At 41.2% G+C, this 13,348-nt stretch carries 11 protein-coding genes; 5 read left to right on the top strand and 6 right to left on the bottom strand.

The window, feature by feature from the left end; translation table 11 throughout:
* Position 1: 1 nt before the first annotated feature.
* Together KO534_RS22835 and prlC are read right to left on the bottom strand one after the other, a co-directional pair.
* Positions 2-697: a DNA-3-methyladenine glycosylase I gene (locus tag KO534_RS22835; protein ID WP_215933732.1), complete on the bottom strand. Its 696-nt coding sequence runs from the start codon at positions 695-697 to the stop codon at positions 2-4.
* A 2-nt stretch (positions 698-699) separates the two neighbouring features.
* The gene (gene prlC, locus KO534_RS22830) at positions 700-2,736 is read right to left on the bottom strand and encodes an oligopeptidase A (RefSeq protein WP_215933730.1); all 2,037 of its coding nucleotides are present in this window, start codon (positions 2,734-2,736) and stop codon (positions 700-702) included.
* A 250-nt stretch (positions 2,737-2,986) separates the two neighbouring features.
* On the opposite strand from prlC, the gene gorA reads away from it, so the two are divergent.
* From gorA to KO534_RS22810, 4 genes are all read left to right on the top strand, one after another.
* Positions 2,987-4,336: a glutathione-disulfide reductase gene (gorA, locus tag KO534_RS22825; RefSeq protein ID WP_215933728.1), complete on the top strand. Its 1,350-nt coding sequence runs from the start codon at positions 2,987-2,989 to the stop codon at positions 4,334-4,336.
* A gap of 290 nt (positions 4,337-4,626) precedes the next feature.
* The gene (locus tag KO534_RS22820; protein WP_215933726.1) at positions 4,627-5,964 is read left to right on the top strand and encodes a GntT/GntP/DsdX family permease; all 1,338 of its coding nucleotides are present in this window, start codon (positions 4,627-4,629) and stop codon (positions 5,962-5,964) included.
* 112 nt (positions 5,965-6,076) lie between these two features.
* The gene (locus KO534_RS23575) at positions 6,077-7,642 is read left to right on the top strand and encodes a DUF418 domain-containing protein (protein WP_252732372.1); all 1,566 of its coding nucleotides are present in this window, start codon (positions 6,077-6,079) and stop codon (positions 7,640-7,642) included.
* 117 nt (positions 7,643-7,759) lie between these two features.
* Positions 7,760-8,452, top strand: a complete 693-nt coding sequence (locus KO534_RS22810; RefSeq protein ID WP_215933724.1) for a pirin family protein — start codon at positions 7,760-7,762, stop codon at positions 8,450-8,452.
* Between the two features lie 14 nt (positions 8,453-8,466).
* Here the strand turns inward: KO534_RS22810 and KO534_RS22805 are convergent, their stop codons facing one another.
* Positions 8,467-9,285, bottom strand: coding sequence for a sugar phosphate isomerase/epimerase family protein (locus KO534_RS22805; protein WP_215933721.1), 819 nt, complete (start codon positions 9,283-9,285; stop codon positions 8,467-8,469).
* A 52-nt stretch (positions 9,286-9,337) separates the two neighbouring features.
* Entirely contained in the window at positions 9,338-10,054 is a 717-nt protein-coding gene (locus KO534_RS22800) for a heparin lyase I family protein (RefSeq protein ID WP_215933719.1), read from the bottom strand.
* Between the two features lie 126 nt (positions 10,055-10,180).
* Here KO534_RS22800 and KO534_RS22795 point away from each other — a divergent pair, with 126 nt between their 5' ends.
* Positions 10,181-10,954: a substrate-binding periplasmic protein gene (locus tag KO534_RS22795; RefSeq protein WP_215933717.1), complete on the top strand. Its 774-nt coding sequence runs from the start codon at positions 10,181-10,183 to the stop codon at positions 10,952-10,954.
* A gap of 22 nt (positions 10,955-10,976) precedes the next feature.
* Here KO534_RS22795 and KO534_RS22790 read toward each other — a convergent pair whose 3' ends face one another.
* On the bottom strand, positions 10,977-11,651 hold the full coding sequence (locus KO534_RS22790) for a nitroreductase family protein (RefSeq protein ID WP_215933715.1): 675 nt from the start codon (positions 11,649-11,651) through the stop codon (positions 10,977-10,979).
* 65 nt (positions 11,652-11,716) lie between these two features.
* A complete protein-coding gene (locus KO534_RS22785; RefSeq protein ID WP_215933712.1) occupies positions 11,717-13,321 on the bottom strand; it encodes an ABC-F family ATPase in 1,605 nt (534 codons plus the stop codon).
* Between the last annotated feature and the right edge of the window lie 27 nt (positions 13,322-13,348).

Raw genomic sequence — 13,348 nt, 5'->3', positions numbered from 1 at the left:
TTTAAATAAAATTATCACCGACACTTTTGGAGAGGATCATACTCAATTCTTGCAATGAGAGACCGCTTTGTTGTTGCAGTTCGTTAAAGCTTTGTTGAATCGCAGTAAGACTGCGTTTGGACTGAGCAGAACCAGAAATGATATTTCGCTTGGAAAAGTAACCTACCACATCATTGGTTAGCAAAAAGGTATCCTTGCCTAACGCCCGTAATCCATAAGGGCCGGTATTGCCCCCAAGTCTAGCGCCATGTTTTTTTAAATAAGCCCAAAGACCCACAATATCTTGAGTTGGCCATTGGGCCACAAACTCAGCAAAACTGCCATGCTCGCGAGCCACAGCATCTATCATGATGGCATTGTCACGTATGGTTTTAACCTTAGTATAATTGCGAATTATGCTAGGATCAGCGGCCTTTTGTTCAAGCATTTCATCGGGAATTAGCAGCACTTTCTCGATAACAAAGTCAAAAAACACTCGTTCAAAATCCGGCCATTTGTTGGTTACCACGCGCCATACAAAACCCGATTGAAATACTTTTTTAGTGAACTCGGCTAAAAACCTATCATCACCAATTTGCATTAGTTCATGGCTATCTAATGGTTTGTCGATGATGGCTGACAAAGCTTGCGGGCCTCCTTTTCGCTCGCAAGCTCGTTGTTGGATTTGTTTAAAGGTTTCTAAATTGCTCAAACTCATCGCTAAGCTGCAATGCCTGAGTGGCGAAGCAATGCATCTACTTCTGGCTCTCTACCTCTAAATGCAATAAACAACTGCATGGGATCTTTACTGCCACCCATTTCTAAGATGTTAGTCAAAAAATCGTGACCAGTTTGTCGATTAAAAATGCCTTCTTCTTCAAAACGACTAAAGGCATCAGATGACAGTACTTCAGCCCATTTGTAGCTGTAATAACCGGCTGCATAGCCACCTGCAAAAATATGCCCAAAACTGTTTTGGAATCGATTAAAGCTAGGTGGAATGATCACCGCGACTTGCTTGCGTACTTCATCTAACCATTGTTGAACATTGGTTTTTCCTGCAACAAAATGTTCATGTAGGCTGAAATCAAACAAACTAAATTCCAGTTGTCTTAGCATCTGCATAGCGGATTGGAAGTTGCGAGCCGCCAACATATTGTCGAGCAGCACTCTAGGAAGTGGTTCACCTGTCTCAAAGTGCCCAGAAATGAAACTTAAGGCTTCGGGCTGCCAACACCAGTTTTCTAAAAATTGACTGGGTAATTCCACCGCATCCCAAGGCACACCGTTGATGCCTGATACACCACCTACATTTATTTTAGTCAGCATATGATGGATGCCATGTCCAAACTCATGGAACAAAGTCACCACTTCGTCGTGGGTGAATAACGCGGGTTTATTGCCTACCGGGCCGTTAAAGTTACAAGTCAAATAGGCAACAGGATATTGTTGGCTGCCATCCAATTTTTGTCTGCGTACTTGGCATTCGTCCATCCACGCACCGCCGCGCTTTTTCTCTCGGGCAAATAGATCAAAATAGAAACTGCCGCGTAATGCGCCCGAGCTGTCGTGAATATCATAAAAACTCACGTCTTTATGCCAAGTATCTATGTTGTCACGAGCTGTGATGGTTAAGTTATATAGCCGTGAAATGACTTCAAATAACCCCTTTACTACTGTGCTTTCAGGGAAATAAGGGCGTAATTGTTCATCGGAAATTTTGTAGGTTTGCTCTTTCAATTTTTCACTGTAATAAGCGTAATCCCACGCCTCTAAGCTATCTTTTTGAAAGTGCTCTTTAGCGAAGTCTGCGAGCGTTTGTATGTCTTGTTGTGCTTGTGGTTTAGAACGTTTTGCTAAGTCTTGCAGAAAGCCGTTAACTTGTTCACTTGAATTGGCCATTTTACTGGCTAACGAGTAGTCAGCGAAATGTTTAAAGTCTAACAATTGCGCCAGTTCTTGTCGCAAACTCAAAGTTTCATTGATGATTTCAGTATTATCCCATTGACCAGCATTTGGGCCTTGATCAGATGCTCGTGAGGTATAAGCGCGGTACATTTCTTCACGTAATTGAGCATTATCTGCATGGGTCATTATCGGTAAATAACTAGGAATATCTAAAGTAAATAACCAACCCGTTAGGTTTTTACTTTCGGCCAATTGTTTAGCTGCATCTAAAGCTGAGTCAGGCAATCCTGCCAATTGTGCTTTATCAGTCACTTGTTTTTGCCAGCCTAAAGTTGCATCCATCACATTGTTGCTGAAGGTTGAGCCTAAGTCAGATAAACGACTTTGTATTTCGGCGTAGCGAGCCTTTTTGGTGTCATCTAATGCTACTCCTGAAAGTTTGAAATCACGTATCCCATGGTTAATGACTTTTTGTTGCGCTTGAGTCAGATCAGCAAAACTATCGCTGGCCTGGATTTGGCAATAGGCGTTATACAAATCAGTATTTTGGCCTACCCAAGTACCATATTCGGATAAAAAGGGTAAACAAGCATCATGAGCTTCTCGCAGTTCATCATTGCTGACCACTGAATTCATATGGGAAATAGGAGACCACTTTCGACTCAGTTGGTCATCTACTTCTTCAATGGGGGCGATTAGATTGCCCCAGCTGTAGTTATTTTGTTCTAGCAACTCGTTAATTTTGGTTTTACAGGCTTCAATCGCTTGTTTAATCGCAGGTTGAATATGTTCTGGTTTAATGGCCGAAAATTGCGGTAGGCCGGATAAGTCATTAATTGGGTTGCTCATAAAAATACTCTTCTTTGTATCAGTTACACCAAGAAATTGGGTTACTTAGTCGAAATCTCAATAGCAGACCGCTCGATGGCGCATTTAATTTTTGTAGATGTAATTTATTTTAAATAATGTCGTTCTATTCATTACCGTAAACTCATCGGCTAACTAGATTGCAATAATTGGAAAATTGCGGTGTTATTTTTGTCGTATAGGCATTATCTTTTACTCACTCATTTTAAATAGACTTTAACTAGGCAGACACATGGCAGATTTTGATTATATATGTATTGGTGGCGGCAGCGGTGGTATCGCATCGGCCAATCGCGCGGCGAAACATGGTAAAAAAGTAGCGCTGGTGGAAGCCAATGCTATCGGTGGTACATGCGTCAACGTGGGTTGTGTACCTAAAAAAGTGATGTGGTTTGGCGCCCATGTTGCCGAGGCAATTAATCTGTATGCACCTGACTATGGTTTTGATGTCACAGTGAATAACTTCAATTGGCAAACCTTAGTGGATAGCCGCGAAGCCTATATTAAGCGTATTCACGGCAGTTACGGAATGGGCTTCGAAAAAAATGGTGTCACTCTAATTAATGGGTTCGCTACTTTTGTGGACAAAAATACCATTGAAGTTAACGGTACACAGTACACCGCAGATCATATTTTGATTGCCACTGGTGGTCGACCTACCTTACCAAGTATTCCGGGGGCTGAACTAGGAATCGATTCAAATGGATTCTTTGAGTTATCTGAGCAACCTAAACGAGCTGTAGTAGTTGGCGCTGGTTATATTGCTGTAGAACTTGCTGGTGTGATGCATGCGCTAGGCACTAAAACCGATTTGGTGGTGCGTAAACATGCACCACTGCGAACTTTTGACACTATGTTATCCGAGACATTAGTCGAGCTTATGGCTCAGGACGGCCCCACATTACATACTCATGCCATACCGACTAGTGTGACAAAAAATGCAGACGGCTCGCTAACCATTGAATTTGAAAACGGCCAATCAATTGAAACCGATTGTGTCGTTTGGGCTATAGGCCGCGAACCAGCAACAGATAAAATAGGCTTGGAAAATACTGGTGTTGAGCTTAATGAACGTGGCTATATTAAAGTCGATAAGTATCAAAATACTAATGTTGATGGTATTTACGCAGTGGGTGATAACATTGGATACGTTGAACTCACACCAGTTGCTGTGAAGTCAGGTCGTTTATTGTCTGAGCGCCTGTTTAACGGTCAAACTGACGCGCACATGGACTATTCATTGATCCCCACTGTAGTGTTCAGTCATCCACCTATAGGTACAATTGGATTAACTGAAGAAGAAGCCATTGAGGAATATGGACTCGCCAATATTACAGTATATAACTCGGGCTTTGCCGCTATGTATACTGCAGTAACTAAACATCGCCAAATGACCCGTATGAAGTTAATTTGCGCTGGAGAAAACCAAAAAGTAGTGGGACTTCACGGCATTGGAGCAGGTATGGATGAAATACTCCAAGGTTTTGGCGTCGCTATGAAAATGGGCGCTACCAAAGCTGATTTTGACGCCTGTGTGGCAATCCACCCAACTAGCGGTGAGGAGTTTGTTACCCTTACCTAGTTTACTTTTTTCTTAATCTTTATTAATAAACTGAGTTCAATTATAAGCTGAAAATATCGTGAACGATATTTTCAGCTTTTTTATTCTTCTAAGTGTTGTCTCTTTCTGAACTAGATCCTTTGGCTGTCAGAGCTTACTTCCCAAAAACAATGTATCCGTTGTAACCATTAGTGCTTTTATCTAGAGTAGGTTTAAGACAACTAAAAACACAACAAGATGTTTTGCATTCGCAACTAAATAGTTCGACAGCTGCTAGTGTGCACAACACCCACTAAAGGTTCGGAATCATTATGGATATTGGCTTAATTTTTGTTGCTGGGGCAGGTATAGCCTTATTACTCTTTCTAGTTATTATAGTGCGTATACCAGCGTTTTTGGCTCTATTAGTAACCAGTTTATTGGTTGGGTTGGGGGCAGGCTTGCAACCAGAACAGGTGCTAAATTCTATTCAAAGTGGAATGGGAGGCACCTTGGGCTTTGTCGCGGTTGTGGTTGGACTTGGCGCAATTTTAGGTCAAATATTGGAAAGCTCCGGCGGAGTCGAACGAATTGCAGGTAGCCTAGTTCGTTCTTTTGGGCCGGAAAAAGTGCAATGGAGTTTAGGTGTAACAGGATTTATCGTTGCTATACCGGTATTTTTTGATGTGGCATTTATTATTTTGGCGCCCTTGTTGTATGGTTTAGCGAATCGTTCTGGTCGTTCACTTTTATATTATGCGATGCCACTTTTAGCCGGTTTGGCCATTACCCATAGCTTCATCCCACCTACACCTGGTCCTATTGCTGTTGCCGAATTGGTGAAGGCCGACTTAGGTTGGGTCATCTTATTTGGGGCAATAACAGGGATCCCCGCGATGATTATCGCTGGCCCTTTATTTGGGAAATATATTGCGAAAAAAATAATGGTGGCTGTACCCAATGCTTACCAAACACCAGACAAACCTAGTAGTGACGCGTCACCCAGTTTTGCATGGGTGGCTTCTATCATAATATTACCGCTATTGTTAATTATGTTAGACACAACCATGCCTTTTGTTTTGCCACATGGTAATCAATTGTTAGTAGTATTCAATTTTCTAGGGCATCCATTTGTTGCCTTAACCATTGCGACTATATTGGCAATGATAGTCGCCCATACTAAATGCAACATAAGTAGACAGTCACTACTCAATATCGCCAATAAAGGATTAGAACCTGCAGGCGTGGTTATCCTGATTACCGGAGCTGGGGGAGCGTTCAAGCAAGTCTTAATTGATTCAGGAGTAGGTCAAATGTTGGCCTCTGTGTTTATTGAGGCGCAATTTTCAGTACTTTTACTAGGATTCCTAATTGCCGCAGTGACGCGCATTGCCCAAGGCTCGGCGACTGTTGCCATGATTACCGCAGCGGGTTTAATCTCACCGGTGATAGAATTGCAACCATTGTCTGCTGCAACTTTAGGTTTATTAGTGGTGGCGATTTCGTCAGGCGCAACCATTCTTTCTCATGTTAACGATTCAGGCTTTTGGCTAGTAAGTCGTTATTTAGGAATGAACGAAAAGGATACGTTAAAGAGTTGGACTGTAATGACAACCCTGATTTCGCTAACAGGTTTAACCAGCTGTCTGTTGATATCCATGTTTATTTAATTGATGGTAGTTTAGAGAGCGGCGTTGCCAAACACAGCCTGTAACATTGTTATCTAGACAATCTATTAAGGTCGGCTTACTCTAATTCAATATTCAAAGATAAGGAAACTCCATGTCAGATAAGGATCTTTCTGAACAACATGACACTGCTCCACCTTCAGAAATAATTGCACCCGCTCCACTTCTTGCGCCAGTAGCATCCGAGCAAAGGATTAATGCTTTAGATATATTACGAGGCTTTGCGCTGATTGGTATTTTATTGATGAATATAGAGTGGTTTGGTCGGCCCATCTCTAACCTTGCTAGTTTTAATCCCGACTTAACTGGGGTTGACCATGCCGTGGGTTGGCTTATTAGGTGTTTTGTTGAAGGTAAATTTTATAAACTCTTTGCCTTGTTGTTTGGAATGGGCTTTGCGGTAATGTTGACCCAAGCCATGCGCAAAAACAGGCCATTCGGCGCGTGGTTTGTTCGCAGAATGTTAGTACTTTTGCTGATTGGATTAATACACGCTGTGTTTATTTGGCAGGGCGATATCTTGCATGACTATGCTATTTCTGGGCTGCTCATGTTGGCTTTTATCTATCTATTGCGTAAACCTCGCTTTCAGAAATTTAATAATCCCAAGTCAATTCTAAGATTAGCTCTATGGTGGTTAACCATTCCAATGCTGATTACTTGTTTAGTTGGTGTGGCTTTTGGGGTGTCATTCGACCGCCAATCAGTTCAAAAACAATGGCAAGAATCTCAGGAGGTTTCGGCATTAGTTTCACAACTAGAAGTTGAGGCCACCGAAGCGGCAGAGTTGTTACTTGAAGCGTCAGGCAGTGTAGATGAATCAGAGGATGTGTCAGCTACGCCTTCTGAAGACAAATCGTTACAATCCGACTTAGATATAGTTGCGCAAGAGGAGAGTGACCCCCAAGAAGTTGAATCCCAAGAAGAAGAACCGACACCACAACAACAAGCCCAGCAAATTTTTGAATATCAACAAGAACATGATGAGAAAGAGTTGCAAGAAATTACCGCCCTCAAAGACGGGAGTTATTGGCAAGCGACAGTGTTTAGATCTAAAGCATTGATCGTATGGTTAATGTTTACGCCTGTATTTGCATTGACCTTGCTACTACCGATATTTTTACTTGGATATTGGTTAGTTGTTTCGGGGGCAATTAAAAATCACAGCCAGCATCCTAAGCTCTTTGGTTATATGGCCCGCATTGGTTTAGGTGTCGGAGTGTTTGTCACAGTAGCGGGTTTATTGATTTTGGGGCATCCAGCGGTTGAACATATTATGCCTATGCAAGCGGTGGGTAATATTCTATTTAATGGTGGTCAGTACTTTATGGCTGCGGGTTATCTTGGGCTCTTAATTAGATTGCTCGACTCATCTAAATGGCAAAAAATGCTAGCCAAATTAGCACCCATGGGACGTATGGCGTTAACTAATTACATCATGCAATCAGTAATTTTATCTAGTGTGTTTTATGGCTATGCTGGTGGTTTTTATGGTGACGTTTCTCGCACTTCGCAAATGTTAGTTGTATTAGTGATAGTTATAATACAAATTCTGCTGTCTAGCTGGTGGTTAAAGCATTACCAGTTTGGTCCATTGGAGTGGGTGTGGCGTTCCTTGACATATAAAACCCGTCAACCTTTTAAGGTGTTGCCTAACTGAGGATTCCTTCGGCTTAAAATGTTCTAAAAATTAGAATATTCTAAGCTAATCATTGCGTTATTTTTTTTTAGGTAACACATATAGACTTTCCCTATCAAATCAAAAGGGGAAAGCATTATGTTAGTTTTAAGAAAATCTTCGCTGCGCGGTAACGCAAACCTTGGCTGGCTAAAGAGCCAGCATACTTTCTCTTTTGGGGAGTATTATGATCCTGAGCAGATGGGCTTTTCAAAACTCAGAGTGATCAATCAAGATACGGTCGAACCTAGTAAAGGATTTGGTACCCATGGCCATCGCGATATGGAAATTATCAGTTATGTGCTAAAAGGTAATATTGCCCACAAAGATAGCCAGGGAAATATCAAAACTTTACCCGCTGGTGAGTTCCAACTAATGTCAGCGGGAAGTGGCATTAGGCACAGTGAATTTAACAATTCAGATAAAGAGCCTCTGGAATTTCTGCAGATTTGGATTGAGCCTAGTGTAAAAGGACAAACTCCGAGTTATCAGCAAAAAGATTTTGGTCAAAGTGAAGGTTTAACTCAGGTTATTAGTCCTGATGGACTAAATGGCACATTACAAGTTAAACAAGATATGCACTTACATCAATTGATTCTGAACAAAGGGCAACAAACCGATTTAACCAGTTTGTTACCAAATCAATATGTGCAACTGGTAAGTGGTCGCCTCAACGTCAATGGTGTTGAAATGTCTCCCGGTGACGGACTAAAAATTACTGATGAAGCAAAGCTTGTTTTTAGTTCAGTAGGAGAAGATGTACTGAAAGCATTGGTTTTTGAACTGCCTTAGCCGTTCAAAAAATCTTAAATGAGCATTGCTTTTAAGTGTTGTTGCATAAAATTATTGGCGGCCCAAACATCTGTCAAAGGTTGCTGGGAATTGGGCTGCAGATGTGCATAAGGAAATGGGCCGAATTCTGGTGTAATAGTGAAGTTTTTTTGCCCCCTGGTTTTTGCTAAATCAATCACTTTTTGCCATAGATTTACATGATTTTTTAAGTGGCTTGCCCAAATTTTGTCCTGAGGGTCGGTAACCTGCGGCCCTTCTTCAAAACCTACTCGTGCGTGAATATGATGTACCTGGGGAAAAATAGACTCTAAACGCGAAATTTGATCGCTTAAGTCAGACTCGTGAACCACCATCCAGTGGCTAATATCCAAATTTAACTTTAGTTCTGGCAAGGCTTTGAGTATTTTTTCAGTATCGAAAGTACTAAATGTAGGCCTGTATCTATGAGTTTCATGGGTGATCATAACCTTATGTTTTTGTTCGAGTTCTAAGGCGTTTTCAAACAATCGTAAATTATCTTCTAAGCTGAATATATCCCTACCTGTATGTGAATTAATCAGCACCGGAGAAAACTCGATTGCGCGAGCGACTTGAGTATTCATACTATTCAAATGTGCCTGAACGTTGTCACCTTCAGTGGCGATACCCGTTATGATATTAAGGTCAAATTGGGCATGGATTTTAAGGGTCAACTCTGCATCAAATTCGAAGAATGGTAAAAACAGCTCGGTTCCTTGATAACCATCATCACTACTACGCTTGACTAATTCGTTAAGCGCTTTGTCGTTGTTGCAAGGTGTTTCCCAAAAAGATTTATGAAAATTGAGGTTCATTGATTGTTTCCGTAAATATGCGCGCAATAATAGCGATGCTGGACGGTATGGCTTATCTCGAGTTCAGCTTACTTAATAATGTTGTTAAATTGGCGACTTCTTTGATGTTGCGTAAGTATATATGATCGATGGCTGGTTCAGCTTGGTTACGATGTAAGCCAAGTTGCACAAACAGTTTATTGGCATCAGGTTTAGTTTTGACTGGCAATTCGGTGAGTATGGGGTGGTTGTTATACCATAGACTAACATGTCCACTTTTCTTAGATTCAGACCAAATAATGGCCATTGCGATTTTATTCCATTTGCCAATAGTGACAGTATCTTGCCAATGTATTTTGCGACTAGGAAGACTACTAAAAAAAGTTAGTTCAGTGCTAACGTTGCTCTTAACTTGCTTAGGAGTAAGGTAAAATCCCATACTTTGCAGGTAGCTGTTGTCTGTTTCCCAATAAGCCATGTCATTGCGTGTTTTTATGGGGTTATTTAATAAAAACTCCCAAGAAAAGAAAGAACTGTCACCTTCGTTAGTGGCACAGCCATTGTGTTTCACTTCGGTTCTAGTGTGACCGTTCGGCCAAGTGGAGTCTGGAGAAAGGACCAGTTTGATAACTTGAGATTGATTATTGATAGGGTCTTTAACTACGGAAATATTATGAGGGTTAAGCTGGTAGTCCCACCCAAGAGCTTGATTATCTTTTATAGCGGGCTGCCAGTTAGGACAAGCGTTGACATATAAAGGCAGTAAAAATAGCAGCAAAATTTTTAACAATTTTAAAAGCCTCAATGTCAATAAACTTGATAATAATCAGGTGATAAAGGGTACACTATAGCCCTTAGCTGTGAAATATTTGATTTTACTAATAGCAATCGTTTATTTGGCTCGGGGATGATTCATTTGTATTCGGTAAAGAAATATTGTTGGTTGTTTCTAATTTTTCTAGCTCAGGATCTTAAGTCTAAAGAGTTAGTTTTAGTTGCTGGTTTGGCAAAGCCTCCCTATGTCATTCCTGAACAAGATTCTGGTTTTGAAGTAGACCTAATGCGCGATGTATTGGCAAAGTTAGGTCATAACATTTCAATGTTGTACGTGCCTTACGGTCGTACTTACGAAACGATGAAACAAGTCAATGCAGATATAGGGCTTACTCAATCTCAGAAAGCTGGAGTCAAAGCCGAAATATTAAGTTTGCCCTATGTAACCTATCAAAATGTAGCCGTTAGTTTAATGGAAAAATCCATTAAACTCGACGAGTTTAAAGAGCTGCAATCCTTAGTAGTGGTTGCATTTCAAAACGCCCAGATGCTCCTCGGTGCAGAGTATGCAAAAGCCACTCAACAAAGCCCCTTATATCTGGAGTTGCCCGAACAACGAAGGCAAGTCGAATTATTGCTAAGCGGTAAAGTGGATGTAGCAGTAATGGATATCAATATATTTAAGTACTTTGCAAAGTCGATTATGGGTATGAATCATTTAAAAAAAATGCAGGTTCATAATCTCTTTACATCGACGCGTTATGGTGCAGCAATTCACGATCCCAAATTACGTAAAGCATTTAATCGGGAGCTTCTTAAATATTTTGATACCGTCGAATACGATAGTCTGTTGCAAAAGTACGACATGAAATACAGTGATGGCTATCACTTCTACAACGACATTTTACCTAGATAATAAATAGCTGCGCTTAGGCTATCTACATAAAACTAGCAATTGAATCTAAGTCTTTTTTATTCAAAGCATGTTGGGGAACAGTGGCATCTTCAGCGGGGTAACCAGCAATCAATAACATATAGGGTCGTTCGTTATCTGGACGGCCACATATTTTCGACAAAAAACTCATGGGTTTAGGAGTGTGGGTAAGGGTAACTAGGCCACTATGATGTAAAGCGTTGATAAGAAACCCAGTAGCAATGCCTACAGATTCGTGTACGTAATAATTGGTTTGTTTATTGCCATCTTCTAGTTCAGTATTCTTTTGACTAAATATAGCGATTAACCAAGGTGCGTGTTCAAGATACGGTTTATTTGCATCAGTACCTAAGGGTTTTAACGCGCCTAACCATTCATCTCCACCTCGACCTTGGTAAAAGCCTTGTTCGTGTGCTTCTGCCTGCTGGCGTACTTGGGCTTTTATTTCTTGAGAATGAATTGCCACAAAATGCCAAGGTTGGTGATTGGCGCCGTTTGGCGCAGTGCCTGCCGCTTTGATGCAGTTTTCGATTATGTGCTTATCCACCGGGCGATCGCTAAACTTGCGAATGCTATGGCGACGTTTTATCTCAGCATAAAATTGCTGCGATCTCACCAGCATTTCTGCTGGTGGATATTCTATAAAGTCAGTGAGTGGTAAAGCATCATGTTGTTGCATCAGTGTCTCTAATTGTTTTTTTACCCACTGTATTTTATTGAGTTACTTTTTTCCAGAATTTAACACTATGCCACCTGTTGAGCCGCTTCTCGGCTCGACAAGTATTCGTCGTAGGTTCCCTGAAAATTAATGACCTCGTGATCGTTAATTTCAATCACTCGTGTAGCCAATGAAGAAACAAATTCTCTATCGTGGCTCACAAAAATCAGCGTGCCATCAAACTTCTTGAGGGCGTTGTTTAGTGCTTCAATGGCTTCCATATCCATGTGGTTAGTTGGTTCGTCCATTATTAATACATTGATATCTGACATCATTAACTTGCCAAACAACAGACGGTTTTTTTCTCCACCCGAACATACCTTGGCTTTCTTATTAAAATCGTCAGCGCTAAATAATAAGCTGCCCAATAGTGCGCGAACAGCAAGGTCATCATGTTTTGGGGTGCGCCACTGAGACATCCAGTCGAACAAGGTGAGGTCAGTGTCGAAATCGGCGGTGCTATCTTGCGGACAATATCCAATACTGGCATTTTCAGACCATTTAACAACGCCGCTAGTGGCTTGCAACTCATCAATTAAGCATCGTAGAAAGGTCGTTTTACCTACACCATTTTCCCCAATAATTGCCAATTTTGCGCCAGCTTCTAAAATCAGGTTGGCGTCATTAAATAAAGGCTGTTCATCAAAACCATGACTCAAATGTTCAAGAATTAATGCTTGGCGATGTAATTTTTTGTGTTGTTTAAGCACTATTCGAGGTGTGCGACGGCTGGAGGATTTCACTTCGTCTAAGGTGATTTTTTCCATCTTTTTAGCACGGGATGACGCTTGTTTTGCTTTTGATGCGTTAGCAGAGAAACGGTTTACAAAGGCTTGCAGCTCATCAATTTCAGCACTTTTCTTGGCATTTTCTGTATGTAATTGTTCTTGAATTAACGACGACGCTGCCTGGTAAGCTTCATAGTTACCAGGATAAATACGTAATTCACCGTAATCTATATCTGCCATATGAGTACACACTGAATTTAAGAAGTGCCTATCATGGGAAATAATAATCATGGTGCATTTTCTTTCGTTTAGCACTTCACCTAGCCAATTGATGGTATAGATATCAAGGTTGTTGGTGGGCTCATCGAGTAACAAAATATCTGGATTAGAAAACAGTGCTTGTGCTAGTAACACTCGCAATTTCCAGCCTGGCGCAACTTGCGCCATTAAACCAAAATGGTAGTGCTCGGCAATACCTGCTTGTAATAGTATTTCGCCGGCTCTAGATTCTGCGGTGTAACCGTCCATTTCAGCAAATTGGGTTTCCAGCTCGGCTACGTGCATACCATCTGCTTCGCTCATTTCAGGCTTGGAGTAAATCGCATCACGCTCCTGTTTGACCTTCCACAGATTTACATCGCCCATAATAACGGTGTCGACCACTGTATGTTCTTCAAAAGCAAACTGATCTTGGCTTAGCGTGCCCACTTTTTCGCCAGGTGTAATAGAGACATTACCAGCGCTTGGCACAAGATCACCACTTAGAATTTTCATAAATGTGGATTTTCCACAGCCATTAGCACCAATTAGACCATAGCGATTGCCATGCCCAAATTTAGCAGAGATGTTTTCAAACAAAGGCTCAGCGCCAAATTGCATGGTGATATTAGCAGTAGAAATCAAAAGTAGGTCGTCCAGAAAATGAAAGTT

The sequence above is a fragment of the Paraglaciecola arctica genome, from assembly GCF_018861065.1.
Taxonomy (GTDB): domain Bacteria; phylum Pseudomonadota; class Gammaproteobacteria; order Enterobacterales; family Alteromonadaceae; genus Paraglaciecola; species Paraglaciecola arctica_B.
The sequence above is the reverse complement of the archived record's forward strand: the minus strand, read 5'-3'. Positions and strand labels throughout refer to the sequence as shown.

Excerpts from the sequence above, each read along its gene's own strand:
- KO534_RS22835 (WP_215933732.1), bottom strand. The coding sequence starts at position 697 with ATGAGTTTGAGCAATTTAGAAACCTTTAAACAAATCCAACAACGAGCT.
- prlC (WP_215933730.1), bottom strand. The coding sequence starts at position 2,736 with ATGAGCAACCCAATTAATGACTTATCCGGCCTACCGCAATTTTCGGCC.
- gorA (WP_215933728.1), top strand. The coding sequence starts at position 2,987 with ATGGCAGATTTTGATTATATATGTATTGGTGGCGGCAGCGGTGGTATC.
- KO534_RS22820 (WP_215933726.1), top strand. The coding sequence starts at position 4,627 with ATGGATATTGGCTTAATTTTTGTTGCTGGGGCAGGTATAGCCTTATTA.
- KO534_RS23575 (WP_252732372.1), top strand. The coding sequence starts at position 6,077 with ATGTCAGATAAGGATCTTTCTGAACAACATGACACTGCTCCACCTTCA.
- KO534_RS22810 (WP_215933724.1), top strand. The coding sequence starts at position 7,760 with ATGTTAGTTTTAAGAAAATCTTCGCTGCGCGGTAACGCAAACCTTGGC.
- KO534_RS22805 (WP_215933721.1), bottom strand. The coding sequence starts at position 9,285 with ATGAACCTCAATTTTCATAAATCTTTTTGGGAAACACCTTGCAACAAC.
- KO534_RS22790 (WP_215933715.1), bottom strand. The coding sequence starts at position 11,651 with ATGCAACAACATGATGCTTTACCACTCACTGACTTTATAGAATATCCA.